Genomic DNA, 12,290 nt, shown 5'->3' on the forward strand with positions numbered 1-12,290 from the left:
TATGGCAATAAGTAAACTTTCTGCAGAAGTGAAAGCTTTGCGTAAACGGTACAATCTCACGCAGGAGGATCTCGCTTTCAAGTCGGGCGTCGGTCTCCGTTTCGTACGCGAGCTTGAGCAAGGCAAGCCGACAGTAAGGCTTGACAAGGTTAACCAAGTGCTGAATCTATTCAACTATGAGATGGTGCCAGTGCAAAAAGAAAGGGATGAACAATGATAAACAGCCACACTATTCATCATCCATGTGCCTGAATGTATAGACGGAGAATACTGCAAAAAAATGCTCGCTTCTTTGTTATTATAATTTTAAATTATTATATTTGCACTCTATAATATCATAGTGCTTATGGAGTTTTTAGACAGAAAAGAGGAGATGGCGAGGCTTCAAAAGGCCTTGAACAAGAAAGAACCATCATTTGTGGTAGTTTACGGAAGGCGTAGGCTTGGAAAATCAACGCTCATACAAAAAATACTTGGTGCGGATGATGTTTTCTTTATGGCCGACAAGAGTGACCAAACGCAACAGAGAAGGTTATTCGCCATGGCTTTATCCTCAAAGTTCGACAATTTTGACAAGCTGCCGTTTACGGACTGGGATAGCCTGTTTACGGAACTCTGCTACCGTGCCAAAGGAGAAAATATGTTCACTGTATGCTTGGATGAGTTTCCCTATTTGGTAAAGTCCTGTCCGGAACTTCCGTCGATTCTTCAAAGGTTCATTGATATGAGGAGATTTCCATTTCATTTGATAATCTGTGGTTCTTCCCAGCATCTTATGCAAGATATTGTCCTCAATCCTTCTGAGCCTTTATATGGTCGCGCCGGCACCATCATCAAGTTACGTCCTCTCCATATTCGTTTTCTTCAACAGGCTTTCAAGGAAGAGCCGGCCGATGAAATCGTGGATGAATACGCCGCATGGGGTGGGGTCCCACGGTATTGGGTTCTCCGTGAGGAAAATGGCAATATGATGGATGCTGTCATGAGCCAGATAGCGAACACCGAAGGAACTCTGTTTGACGAGCCTGACAGACTGCTTGCAGATGATCTTTCAACAACGGTTATCGCATCTTCCATTCTGTCACTAATCGGTAATGGAGCCAACCGCGTCTCTGAGATTGCCTCACGGTTGGGCCGCAAGGCAACCGACCTAAGCGTACCTTTGAATCGGTTGGTGAAACTTGGATACATCGAAAGGGACATTCCGTTTGGTGAAAGTCCACGCAGCACGAAAAAAAGCCTTTACAAGATTTCAGACGAGTTTCTGAGTTTCTATTACCGATTCATCGTGCCGGAAAGGTCGATGATAGGACTTAACAGATATAACGTTGTAAGAAATTATATTACTTCTAATTATCCCGATTTCGCAGGTAAAGAGTGGGAACGCCTTTGCAGACATGCTGTGAGTGGAAACACAGTATTCGGCATTACATGGGACGTTGCTTCTAGATGGTGGGGTACTGTAGCTAAAGGCAAGCAAATAGAACTTGATCTTGTGGCAGAATCCATAGACAAGAAAAGCCTTCTTATCGGTGAATGTAAATGGACGAAAGAAGAGCATGCCGAAAGCTTGCTGGATGACCTGAAAGCTCGTAGTAAAGACTTCGCCTATACCAAAGGACATACAGTCTACTATGCCTTGTTTTTAAGGCATGAGCCTGTTGATGGAAAGAAACCATACGTGATACTGCCGGAGAATATTGTTGATGATTTTGACAGCAGTGTACTGTATATTTCTGACGCTTCCAGGAAGTGATAATTTTGGAGGACTTGTTCGAGAAATGAAATTGGACACAATCAATAATTACACACATGAGTAATATCGGTTATGCAAGGGTATCGACGCGAGAGCAGAACCTTGATATGCAGATAACCGCATTGCGGAAGGCTGGCTGTGAGAAGATATTTTCCGAGAAGGTCTCCGGAGTTAAAGAGCGGCCCGTGCTGAAGAAATGTCTCAGTTATCTCCGCGAGGGGGACACACTTGTTGTCTATAAATTCGATCGCATTGGTCGTTCGCTGAAAGACCTCGTCGACATCTTTGCCGATCTGCACCGCCGTGGCATCATGCTCACGTCGATAGAGGATCATGTCGGCGCATCCTCGCCATCGGGCAAGCTGATGATGAATATCTTCGCCAGTCTTGCCGAGTTTGAGCGCGACCTTATCATCGAGCGCACCAAGGCTGGACGTGAGGAAGCCCGTCGGCAGGGGCGCAGTCTTGGAAAGAGAAAAGGTGCAGGCATCAAGCAGGATAAGGTGGACGCATGCGCTGCGCTATACCGCCAAGGTCTTGCCATAGATGTCATTATGCAGCAGCTCGGCATAAAGTCCAAGTCCACTGTTTATCGCTACTTACGGATGCGGAGGTTAGAACCGTGTCGGAAACTATAACAATCCTGTAAATGGCTGCTCTTGCAGAGAAAAGTATATCTGAGAACTTTCCGGGAGTCTTTAGCTTGTGATACGTTCGTAATAAAAATTAAATATCAGCAAATGTATCAATTTGATGTAACTATTCTGCGGATTCCATTCGGCCTTTTCTGATATCCCCATGCCATCGGGGCGGTTGTGTAATCATGTCTAACGGTTTGGCGGTGATGGTACTCCGGCCGTTTGACGTACGGCTGACGGTCGTTTGACCATGTGGCTGACGGCCGTTGTATATATATCATTTTAGTTATCCAGAGGTAACATACCATACCATACCATGTCTACCATGTCACTTGTCTTTCTGCATTCGCTTCTATATAACTAACCCTGTTATATCAACAACTTGTTATCGCCAAAGGGCGATATGGCAGCTGAATAGTTACAATCCGTCATCATATATATAAAATATATTAAAAAATTAACTTGAACGCACTGAATTAAAAAATATTGCTTACATTTACACAAATAACTAATTTGTAAAGAGGTAACTCATCAAACATTAAAATAGAAAATATGCAAAATTTAACCTACATTTCTTCTATTCGTGGAAGTTCATCTTTTGGATATATTTTTTCTTCATAGAAAGAATATTATGACACTTTTATCCGCTAAATGACGATTTGAAAATTTAATCTTTACTAATATGGTAGTACCAATAATAGAACCAAGTGCTATTACATTTCTAACCACATTCAAATGTACTGCATCTTGTAGAAACTGTTGCTTTCAATGTAATCCAAATGTAACAAAGAGAATGACATATGATGAAATGAAAGGATATGTTGACAAGTGCTTACAAGCTTATCCAAATATTAAAGTTATGGTATTAACGGGTGGAGAATGTACTATATTTTGGGATGATTTAAAAAAGATTATTGAATATGCTTCCAGAAAAGGACTTTCAACACGCATAGTCACGAATGCTTGGTGGGCAACAACATATCGAATGGCAGTACTGAAAATAAAAGAATTGAAGAACTGTGGATTACATGAAATTAATTTTAGTACTGGTGACGATCATCAGCAATGGGTTCCTTTTAGAAGAGTGAGAAACGCTGCACTCGCTTCGGTTCGTTTAGGGCTTGTATGTGCAGTTAATGTTGAGACTAAGGACTATAGTAAGTTTAATATTGACAAAATAATAAGTAAAGATAAAGTCTTGTCTCGTTATGCGACATTTTGTGACAAAAAGGAATTTATAAATGGCAAAGCTATTTATTTTGAAAAAGGGATATGGGCTCCTATGAACAAGAACGAGCAAGAAAATATAACATACAAACAATATGAATGCGGATATAAATTTAAACGATGCGATAATCTTTTTTCCATTATACCAATAAATCCATATGGAGAAGTTTTCGCATGCTGTGGTATTACATGTGAGAGAAATCCTTTTCTCCGTTTAGGTAATATTAATAAAGAAAATATCAAAACCATTTACGAGAGAGCATTTAAGGATATTATAAAGATTTGGTTATATTGTGAAGGTCCAGAAAAGATTGATAGATATATAAAGACATTGAAAGGTGATAAATCAAGTAATTTTCATCCAGAGCATTCATGTGTCTTATGCCAAAGGATTTTTTGTGATCCGAATAACATTAATATTTTAAAAGAAAACAGTTCTAAATTTATTTCTAGAATCTTATTAAATTATTTTATGTTTAATCAGTAAAAAATGAAAGATAAATTTTTTATTACCAGAGGCTCTTTGGGTGTGATATCAAGTGCTTTTTTATTGAATGCATGCACCTCTTCTGATTCTGGGATGAGTTGAATCAGAAATTAGAAGCATATCAAGATGTAAATACAGACAGCTTGGGATATCAGATTTGTATTCCAACCTCTTCTATTAGTGAACAGTATCTGACTTTTTTATCAAAACTGTCTTTAGAGATAAAAAGAAATCCTTGTGTCGCAAGAGAATTTGCAAAAGATCCACAAGCATATAGTGAGGAATTTGGGTTTAATGAACAGATTTCTCTTGATAATGGTTTGTTAAAAATCATCATAGCCTTAGGCGATGATGATATTGTTAAAAGTATCGAACAAGGAAATGCCTCCGAATACGTCAAAATTCTCAAGCAGAAAGGATTTATTAAACCTAGAATCTCTGAAAAATGATCCATATTTAAACGAAATATCAACAATGTTAGAGGAGCGAGAAAAGTTCAATTCTCCACTTAAAAACATGGACATCAGTACCCGTGCTACTCAAAACCAAGACCAAGCTGAGTTTGCTAGTGCCGTATACGGAGCCGTTGCCATCGTGATTGCTGCTATTGCTGTAGAGGCTTTTCTTTGGATTGGTACAACTACCTGGGTAACCCATGTACACGGGAAGGTTGTAGAAAAAGTATCTGACACAACATCCCAAATTAATGAAAATAGCAACAAAGCTGTCCAAGTGTGGGATTTAAAGCAATCTGTAGCAAAAACATACATCCCTTCTGATGATGTTAATGAAGCACTAGTAGAAGAAGGAATGAACATTATCAGGGAAAACTATCCAGAGATTTACAATAAAGTCAACAAACAAGAACTAAGAAATTTGATTCTTTTAAACATAGCAAAGAATGAATAAGAGATTAAGTAATTTTTGTGCGCTCTTACTAATAATTGCTACAGTTATTGTGGCAGTTTACCGTATCATCTTTAGTTCTGAAGAGATTATCTTGCATTGGGATTTTACCGGTAATATTACAAGTTATGGCAACAGATTTGCTTTAATTATTTTACCAATTATTGCATTTATACTTTACCTGATTTTGAATAATTATAAGAGCCATCCATATGATTTACTTCTCCCATCAAGGAAGAAGGTAATTAAAAATGACTTTAATCAGAAAAAATTAATAAAATATATTGACAACATCAATCCTTTGATTTCCCTTCTTGTATTTTATGTAACGATGTGTTCTGCACGATATATACCACTTAAAGCCTGGTTTTTATATGTTGTAGTTATTGGTATCATTGTGTATTTTACTATCGTCTGGCATAGTTTAATACGTAAACATTAAATCGTAGCACAGTGAACTCCCCATGAGCAAAAAACTCATGGGGAGTTCACTTCAAATATTCCTTTGAAATTTGTTTTTCTACCTTACTTGCATTAGCTTCGAGAAAAGTACTCATAACTGCATTTTAGCAAGGTATCCTACATGGAATTTCGTACCATTCAGCCCGGAAAGTCTCAGTTTCTCAAGAGTGTTCATGAGATTAGTATCAAGGTATATTTGGACACCCTTGTCAACACCTTTTCCACGCTTCTCTTTCTGCTTCTGTGCAAGTTCCAAGAAGCGGCTCCATTGATTGCCATTTTTCTTTTTATTTACTCGTTTGCGTAATTGTAACTTCAGAATTATCGGCATTCTTCTCCGATGTAAGATGTTACTTTACTGTATCGCCCATGCTGAAATTGGCCAGAGGATCTGTTACGGATTGTATTGTTTTTTTGTCATAGTGCTTATTCTTTATACCAAAAAACGATCTTTACCTTCTAATGCCACTTTCTCTGTTGATACCGAATTGTTGTTCAAGACCGATGGAACTCTTTACGGCAATCGGAGCATATTGTCTATTTACAAACTCCCAGATAGTTGTCCGACCCTCCTCGAGTCTCTGATAGTCTTCTTGCGTTATGCCTATGTACGTAGTATGGTCAGGGATAGTATGTATCTGCACATACGGTCTCCCATTGCCCCATCTGTATCCCGTGAAAGATGGTCTCTCATCATATTCACTTCGTTCTGGAATGCCCTCAGACTCAATAAGAGCTTGGAATGCGCCCGGCAACAGATTAGCCCTATAATCAAATGCCGTAATCATGGTTTTAACAAGATTCTGATAATCAGCATACTCCTTACTAAACTTATCGTATAGTTCTTTATTGGTATTGTAAACCTTTAAAATCTCACTTTGTTGTTTTTTCAACTTTGCTATTTCAGTTTCTAATTTTAGTTTCTTTTCCTGTAGGCTATCTATTTCCTGCTTGGTTTTTGCCGTTTGTATTTCATCTAGTTTTTTCAGTATTTTTGGCGACAATAGCAGAGCGGCCAGCTGCTCCGCAGTTGCATATCCGTCATTATAGTCTTCAATCTGCTCTTTAGTAAGAACGACACCATTCAGCCACTCTCCATTAACAGCTGCAAAAACTGCCATTTTATTAGTTGTTGAAAGTTCTACGGCAGCATCTAATTTATCGTCAACTTTAGGCAAAACAAAGGACTTATAGTAGTTTATTCTACTATTCTTTACCTTTTTCTCACGTCTCTCAATTTCGTTAAGAGAAGGTACAGCCTTATCACGCTGTTCTCGAGCGATGATGTCATCAAGAGAAGGTACTAATTTATCCCGTCTTTCTCTCTCCATAATACTGGCCAAGGATGGGGCAGCCGCGCCTCTTTTCTCCCGGGCGATAATATCGTCAAGAGAAGGAGCAGCCTTATCACGCTGCTCTCGAGCGATGATGTCTTCAAGAGATGGCACGGATTTATTCCGCCTTTCTCTCTCCATGATGCTAGCCAAGGATGGGACAGCTGCGTCTCTTTTCTCCCGAGCGATAATATCGTTAAGTGAAGGTACAGCCTTGTCACGCTTCTCCCGATCAATAATCTCAGCAAGTGCAGGAGTGGAGTTATTTCTGCGTTCCCTCTCATTAAGCTGTTCTTCTGTAGGAAGTAACTTTATCTTTTTTTTCAGTGAATTGAGGTGATTGTTTTTTGACCGAATCGACTCCTCCAACTCGCTGTTTTCAACATCTAAATTGTTTCGCCGTTTTTCGGCTTCTTTTGCTTCATAGGAATAAACGATGATATCTTCCTTTGCTGCAGCAAGCTCTTCCTTGACATTAGCCAAGGTTGCATTAATTTTCTCTATGGCTTTGTCTATTTTGGCAGCATTGCTCTGTTTGTCCTTGATAGCTCTATCTAATTTATCTCGCTGCAGCTCCAGGTTTTGGTTGCGCTCGGCCTGTTCGACCAGTTTCTTGTCATACTCTTGCACGGCATGAAGCTGGTCCTTCCGCATGTGCCTGCGCTTGCGTCGCTCCTCTGGATCGAGAAGATCTAGGTCGTCACCTCTCTCCAATCCATACTTTTTCCCCACCTTCTCATGATATTCAGTATGGAAATCTTTCATGTACTGCTTGCGCTCCCCATAGTTATCACCGAACACACCTGAATAACTCACTAACTTTTTTGATGCTTTCGTCACAGGAGCATAATTGGATTTCTCTGCATCGGAAAGAGTTTCATACTCTTTCTTCTTGATGATGACGGACTGATTCGACTTTTTCTGATACTTTGTACTTGTCCGGCCACGGGTCTTTCGTTCGGCGACAGGTACCATCAGCAGGTGCATGTGTGGTGTCGTCTCATCGAGATGCACTTCGGCACCGATGATGTAGTCCTCTCCCCATTTTTCACAGGCAAAGCGATAGCTGTCTAAAGCCCATTGATAGATATTGGGCATAGCACTTAGCGAGTAGCCACTGGCAGTGAACTTATAGGCATCAGTGTTTTTTACAGCCTCTGAATTGTCTTTCTCTGCCGTGTAGTCAATATCCTTGTAGGATGCGCCAAATGCCATCTCGCACATACGATCATGGTCTCCTGAGAACACCCAGTCAACACAAGAATTCGGCATGTTCTGTGCACCATCTTTGTAACACTTGAATCCAAGTTCTTCGAGTTTGTCTTGGAGGCGTTCATGAAGTCGTTTCTCTTGCAAACCAAGAGGTTTTATTTCACCTTTGACAATCTCGAAATTCAATCTTTTTCTACTATAGTCATAGTGATTATTCTTATCAAGATCTGCATTTTTTCGAGCATACATTTCCTGCTCCCAACGCCATCTTTCATTCTCGTCAGATGCGTTTTTGGAGAATGCTTTTTGTGGTTGGCCGTGAACGGCTGCTTTAGGCTTTAGAGCTTCCATAGTTCTTCCTTTCAGATAGTCCAGAAATCCGTTCTGGTCGGGTGCAGGGTGAAATCCTGCCGAGAGGTCAAGGGGAAGGGTCATCCTCTTGTCAGGTTCTTAGGGCAGATGCCCTGAGCGGAGGGTCTGGGAGAGGGTCACTCCCAGTCGGGTTTCCAAAGGGCAGACAGCCCTTTGGCGTAATCTGGATTTTTAAGCGAAGTCTAAAATCCATATTACGTTATGGATATTTCGCTGTGCTCAATCCACTCACAAAGTTAGTGTATTCCCGGCACACTTGCAAATGTGTTCGAGGAATTTATTACCATCGTTTCTGTATTTTTAACTTGAAGATGACCCTTGTATCAATATCCGTTAGTTCTCAGCATTCCGACTGAAAATGGATTCTTCGGTTCTATGACATTTTATTATTATATTTTTGTAATTATATCTGTAAGATTAGTTTAAGGATCGGAAGATTCTGCAAACATCAATTTTCCCCGAATTAAACATTTTATTAGTTTGTGTCCGTGTATTTTATTAGTAATATTATAAATTTATGTATACTATGTCTTATAATATCTCTAATAAGATTATTTATTAATAAACTTATGAGTATACTTATAAAAATATGCATGTTAGTTGTAGTAAGATTATTTATAAACTAACCTATAATAATATGAACAAAATACTCATAAATAATGTTATAATAGCTATTATAAATGTATCCATATAATTTTTATTTTCTATCTTTGCAGAAAACCAAAAAATTATGGCAGAAAATAAAATTATTCTTTTTGCTAATATCAAAGGAGGAGTAGGAAAAACAGCTCTATGTAGCTTATTCGCTACATACCTTGCAGAAAAGGGATTGCCAGTGGTCGCCCTCGATGCTGATTTGCAGCAATCACTTTATCGCCATCGAATGCGCGAGCAAAAAGCCGATCCGGATGCATCATTACCTTGGCAGATTGCTTCACTGGATATGTCAGATGAAAAGACCGTCATTAAGGTCATGGATAAGATGAAGCAAGTGCCAGGATATGTTCTAATCGATTGTCCGGGTACGCTCAATGATAAAAATCTCCTGTATATATTCAAGTATGCAGATTTTGTTATAGTGCCGATTTCTTACGATGCGGACACTATTGACGCTACTGGCATTTTCATAAAGATTATGCACAAGACTAATCCGAAGGTCCGTTTTGCCTTCTTACCAAATAGAATTAACGATCAAGAAGGTAAGGCTGCGGAATTGGAACAAAGGAAACATACTATAGAAATACTTGGATCCGTCGGACGTGTTGCACCAAGAATCAAACAGAGTGTTGTAGTTAAACGCTATACTACTCTTTATCCTCTTGATATTTACCAAAGGAGGGCAGTTGAATACAGTTTTGAGACAATTATTGAAGAGATCAACAAATAAAGACATACAAGCATGAAAAAGCAAAGACCAATCATAGAAAACCCGCTCATTGGCCTAAGCCTCGAGGACGAGGTACGTAATATCACCCATGAAGATGAAGTAAAAGAAATCAGCGAGGCAGAGTACAAAGTGAAGCCGAAAAGCACAAAAGTTTCAGTAAAACGTCCGGCAATTAATAAGAGACCTGACAAGAAAAGCTTCCCAAAGGATATCACGGAAAGTATAATCGAGGGCTGCATAACCTACGATAAAAGTTCAGACAGAGGAAAGGCGGTAAGAATACCATCTTCTCTCATAGATGTCCTTCAGGAATACTGTGACAAATACTACAAGCGGCTCTCCGTTCGTACGATGGTGGCTGCTCTTATCCAGACCTTTGTCAATGACTATAACGGCGAAGAGGTTATCGACAAGTTCATGGAACGTGTTCACTATGTAGCCCCAACAGAAGAAGAGCTGGCCGCACGTAAAGAGGCGGCTGAAAAGGCAAAAGCCATGCGTGTCGCAGCAAAGAAAGTCCTGGAAGAGGCAAAGAGTATATAAATCTTTAAAGGCCTTCATAAGGTATAATATAAGATGACTTATAAGTAAATTTATATAGTCATACATGAATAAACAAAGTAAGAAAGAACGGCCCCGGTCGTGTTGTACGCATGGACTGCAAACTTATCAGCAGTAATATCGCATGGTACTCTCGCTATGAGATTACACACAAGATTCTGGTTATGAGTGCCACTGCCGATAACATATCGCAGATCAGCGTTCAGATGATACGACAGTGTGCAAGTGACTTTCTTGATGGGGATGCCGCCAAGACCGTCTGTCGTACTGACACGGAAACGATGGGCAAGCATCTACTGGATCTAGGCATTGTCATCAAGCACCTCCTTGATGCAAAGTCAGATCAGGAAATGGTGCTTCTCCGTAGAGTCTTCAACGAGTAGTCTGAAGTGGACAAGGACGGTAACGGTGCATTGCGTGGCAAAGCCAAGATTTCAGACACAAGCGTACAGAATCCTAATGACACAGACGCTGCATACCGCAGTAAAGGTGGCAAGAAGGTAAAGGGATTCTCAACGAACATCACAGAGACTTGTGATGAGAGCGGCAAGCCTAACCTCATAACTGACGTTCAAGTAAAACCAGCCAGTGCTGCAGATAATGGCTATGTCGGCGATGGCGTCAAGGGAACCGAGGAAGTAACTGACAACAAGGTAGAGAAGCTGCACGCTGATGGGGGCATATCAAAGTCCTGACAACCGTGAGCTGGCAAACGATCCTGAGAAAGAATTCGAGCTTATTGCTAATGGTATCCAAAGCAAGCCAACGCGCTTTGATCTCAACCTACAGGAAGATGGTACCCTGGAGGTTACTGACAAGAAGATCGCAGAGGTCATCAATGCAGAGCAGACCAAGAACGGAAAGAGGACCTATACCGCTATTTTGACGATACTGCTATAGAACGGTGCAAAGTCAGACGCCAAACGGAATCGATTCCCTGGGACGAACGCAAGAAACGAAGCAACGTCGAGGCGACCATCTTTCAATATTGCTTCCATACCCGCAACAACAAGACTCGTTACAGAGGTCTCATCAAACATGCACTTCAGGCTTTAGCGAGATGCGCATGGATCAACATGCGCCGACTCTTCATATATGATGCAGAAATGGCTCTCCAGATAGCGAAATAAATCAAAGATTATCTCTCAATACGAAGGCTTTATATGTTCCTTTTTATAGAAAATATAGTGTTCCATTTTTTGTAATCAGCTGAATATAAGTATATAACGAAAATGGTGCATGAAACACCCAATTTTATTTATTTCATAAAATAATTGGATTGTATTGTCAAAAGTAATATCTTTGCAACGTGATTTTTAAACAACATAATTATTGACTTTATAGAAAAGTATTATTATTAGCAATGTTACTGCTTGGATCAACAACTGCAATTTTCGCAGGTGATGCTAACAGATCTAAGCCTATTGGAACCGATCTTAATCCCGTAATTCACGTACATGGTCCAAGACGTGCTCCTAGTATCAGGCGCATCGTTGATGTTAACTATGACGATAACAATGCAAATTTAGTATTTCTCTCTTCTGTACAGAATGTTGTTGTCTATCTCTATGTGGATGGTATGCTTGCCGATGTGTATGAGGCTGAAAGCGTTTCTCAGGGTGATACTGTTACATTGTGTGGTTCCAATTATGGTTCAAAGATGACTGTAAGCGTACTTGTTGATGGCAACGTTGTCTTCTCGGATAGCTTCTTAGATTAAGAAAGTATATCATCTACTCTATATACCCTCTGTGGAACAGAAACTATTCTGCTCTACAGAGTGGTCAGAAAGGACGCACCCCAGACCGTCCGAGAACTAGATTGTCGCTTAATTGTTGATTGTAAATCGTCCGATTTAGCGCAATATGTAAGTTCAGATGACGTTCGCTTTATCAGAGAGTTTGATTCAGATGACAGTATGACACCATCTAAGGAGCTCTCGGACAGT

16 protein-coding genes are annotated in these 12,290 nt (G+C 40.0%); 14 read left to right on the forward strand and 2 right to left on the reverse strand.

Features of this window, described 5'->3' with window-relative positions:
- The first annotated feature begins 1 nt into the window (after position 1).
- The 7 genes from PREMU_RS00090 (at position 2) to PREMU_RS00120 (ending at position 5,456) form a co-directional block, all read left to right on the forward strand.
- On the forward strand, positions 2-217 hold the full coding sequence (locus PREMU_RS00090) for a helix-turn-helix transcriptional regulator (RefSeq protein ID WP_007572124.1): 216 nt from the start codon (positions 2-4) through the stop codon (positions 215-217).
- 129 nt (positions 218-346) lie between these two features.
- Complete coding sequence (locus PREMU_RS00095) at positions 347-1,756, forward strand: ATP-binding protein (RefSeq protein WP_007572126.1); 1,410 nt, start codon at positions 347-349, stop codon at positions 1,754-1,756.
- A gap of 56 nt (positions 1,757-1,812) precedes the next feature.
- A complete protein-coding gene (locus PREMU_RS00100) occupies positions 1,813-2,394 on the forward strand; it encodes a recombinase family protein (RefSeq protein WP_007572128.1) in 582 nt (193 codons plus the stop codon).
- A 682-nt stretch (positions 2,395-3,076) separates the two neighbouring features.
- Positions 3,077-4,108, forward strand: a complete 1,032-nt coding sequence (locus PREMU_RS00105) for a radical SAM/SPASM domain-containing protein (protein WP_007572130.1) — start codon at positions 3,077-3,079, stop codon at positions 4,106-4,108.
- Between the two features lie 98 nt (positions 4,109-4,206).
- Complete coding sequence (locus PREMU_RS00110; protein ID WP_040557890.1) at positions 4,207-4,557, forward strand: hypothetical protein; 351 nt, start codon at positions 4,207-4,209, stop codon at positions 4,555-4,557.
- A 67-nt stretch (positions 4,558-4,624) separates the two neighbouring features.
- Positions 4,625-5,017, forward strand: coding sequence for a hypothetical protein (locus PREMU_RS00115; RefSeq protein WP_156803914.1), 393 nt, complete (start codon positions 4,625-4,627; stop codon positions 5,015-5,017).
- Positions 5,010-5,456, forward strand: a complete 447-nt coding sequence (locus PREMU_RS00120) for a DUF1648 domain-containing protein (protein ID WP_007572136.1) — start codon at positions 5,010-5,012, stop codon at positions 5,454-5,456. The genes PREMU_RS00115 and PREMU_RS00120 overlap by 8 nt, the downstream gene beginning before the upstream one ends.
- A gap of 111 nt (positions 5,457-5,567) precedes the next feature.
- On the opposite strand, the gene PREMU_RS00125 is transcribed toward PREMU_RS00120, so the two are convergent.
- Together PREMU_RS00125 and mobV are read right to left on the reverse strand one after the other, a co-directional pair.
- Positions 5,568-5,807 (reverse strand): hypothetical protein, encoded by a 240-nt coding sequence (locus PREMU_RS00125; RefSeq protein WP_007572138.1) that lies wholly within the window; start codon positions 5,805-5,807, stop codon positions 5,568-5,570.
- A 121-nt stretch (positions 5,808-5,928) separates the two neighbouring features.
- On the reverse strand, positions 5,929-8,373 hold the full coding sequence (mobV, locus tag PREMU_RS13975) for a MobV family relaxase (RefSeq protein ID WP_169311294.1): 2,445 nt from the start codon (positions 8,371-8,373) through the stop codon (positions 5,929-5,931).
- A gap of 751 nt (positions 8,374-9,124) precedes the next feature.
- Between mobV and PREMU_RS00135 the strand changes: the two genes are divergently transcribed.
- The 7 genes from PREMU_RS00135 (at position 9,125) to PREMU_RS00160 (ending at position 12,062) form a co-directional block, all read left to right on the forward strand.
- Positions 9,125-9,781, forward strand: a complete 657-nt coding sequence (locus PREMU_RS00135; RefSeq protein WP_007572144.1) for a ParA family protein — start codon at positions 9,125-9,127, stop codon at positions 9,779-9,781.
- A gap of 12 nt (positions 9,782-9,793) precedes the next feature.
- On the forward strand, positions 9,794-10,324 hold the full coding sequence (locus PREMU_RS00140; protein WP_007572146.1) for a hypothetical protein: 531 nt from the start codon (positions 9,794-9,796) through the stop codon (positions 10,322-10,324).
- 110 nt (positions 10,325-10,434) lie between these two features.
- A complete protein-coding gene (locus tag PREMU_RS00145) occupies positions 10,435-10,725 on the forward strand; it encodes a hypothetical protein (RefSeq protein WP_040557891.1) in 291 nt (96 codons plus the stop codon).
- A gap of 6 nt (positions 10,726-10,731) precedes the next feature.
- Positions 10,732-11,037 carry a hypothetical protein gene (locus tag PREMU_RS00150; protein WP_040557892.1) on the forward strand — a complete coding sequence of 102 codons (306 nt, stop codon included), beginning with the start codon at positions 10,732-10,734 and terminating at the stop codon, positions 11,035-11,037.
- Positions 11,015-11,242, forward strand: a complete 228-nt coding sequence (locus tag PREMU_RS00155; RefSeq protein WP_007572149.1) for a hypothetical protein — start codon at positions 11,015-11,017, stop codon at positions 11,240-11,242. The genes PREMU_RS00150 and PREMU_RS00155 overlap by 23 nt, the downstream gene beginning before the upstream one ends.
- Positions 11,243-11,274: 32 nt before the next feature.
- Positions 11,275-11,472, forward strand: a complete 198-nt coding sequence (locus PREMU_RS15910) for a transposase (protein ID WP_473234630.1) — start codon at positions 11,275-11,277, stop codon at positions 11,470-11,472.
- A 233-nt stretch (positions 11,473-11,705) separates the two neighbouring features.
- The gene (locus tag PREMU_RS00160; RefSeq protein WP_007572152.1) at positions 11,706-12,062 is read left to right on the forward strand and encodes a hypothetical protein; all 357 of its coding nucleotides are present in this window, start codon (positions 11,706-11,708) and stop codon (positions 12,060-12,062) included.
- The last annotated feature ends 228 nt before the right edge of the window (positions 12,063-12,290 follow it).

The organism is Hallella multisaccharivorax DSM 17128 (assembly GCF_000218235.1).
GTDB lineage: Bacteria > Bacteroidota > Bacteroidia > Bacteroidales > Bacteroidaceae > Prevotella > Prevotella multisaccharivorax.

Excerpts from the sequence above, each read along its gene's own strand:
- PREMU_RS00145 (WP_040557891.1), top strand. The coding sequence starts at position 10,435 with ATGGACTGCAAACTTATCAGCAGTAATATCGCATGGTACTCTCGCTAT.
- mobV (WP_169311294.1), bottom strand. The coding sequence starts at position 8,373 with ATGGAAGCTCTAAAGCCTAAAGCAGCCGTTCACGGCCAACCACAAAAA.
- PREMU_RS00090 (WP_007572124.1), top strand. The coding sequence starts at position 2 with ATGGCAATAAGTAAACTTTCTGCAGAAGTGAAAGCTTTGCGTAAACGG.
- PREMU_RS00135 (WP_007572144.1), top strand. The coding sequence starts at position 9,125 with ATGGCAGAAAATAAAATTATTCTTTTTGCTAATATCAAAGGAGGAGTA.
- PREMU_RS00095 (WP_007572126.1), top strand. The coding sequence starts at position 347 with ATGGAGTTTTTAGACAGAAAAGAGGAGATGGCGAGGCTTCAAAAGGCC.
- PREMU_RS00115 (WP_156803914.1), top strand. The coding sequence starts at position 4,625 with ATGGACATCAGTACCCGTGCTACTCAAAACCAAGACCAAGCTGAGTTT.
- PREMU_RS00155 (WP_007572149.1), top strand. The coding sequence starts at position 11,015 with ATGGGGGCATATCAAAGTCCTGACAACCGTGAGCTGGCAAACGATCCT.
- PREMU_RS00160 (WP_007572152.1), top strand. The coding sequence starts at position 11,706 with ATGTTACTGCTTGGATCAACAACTGCAATTTTCGCAGGTGATGCTAAC.
- PREMU_RS00120 (WP_007572136.1), top strand. The coding sequence starts at position 5,010 with ATGAATAAGAGATTAAGTAATTTTTGTGCGCTCTTACTAATAATTGCT.
- PREMU_RS00100 (WP_007572128.1), top strand. The coding sequence starts at position 1,813 with ATGAGTAATATCGGTTATGCAAGGGTATCGACGCGAGAGCAGAACCTT.
- PREMU_RS00125 (WP_007572138.1), bottom strand. The coding sequence starts at position 5,807 with ATGCCGATAATTCTGAAGTTACAATTACGCAAACGAGTAAATAAAAAG.
- PREMU_RS00140 (WP_007572146.1), top strand. The coding sequence starts at position 9,794 with ATGAAAAAGCAAAGACCAATCATAGAAAACCCGCTCATTGGCCTAAGC.
- PREMU_RS00105 (WP_007572130.1), top strand. The coding sequence starts at position 3,077 with ATGGTAGTACCAATAATAGAACCAAGTGCTATTACATTTCTAACCACA.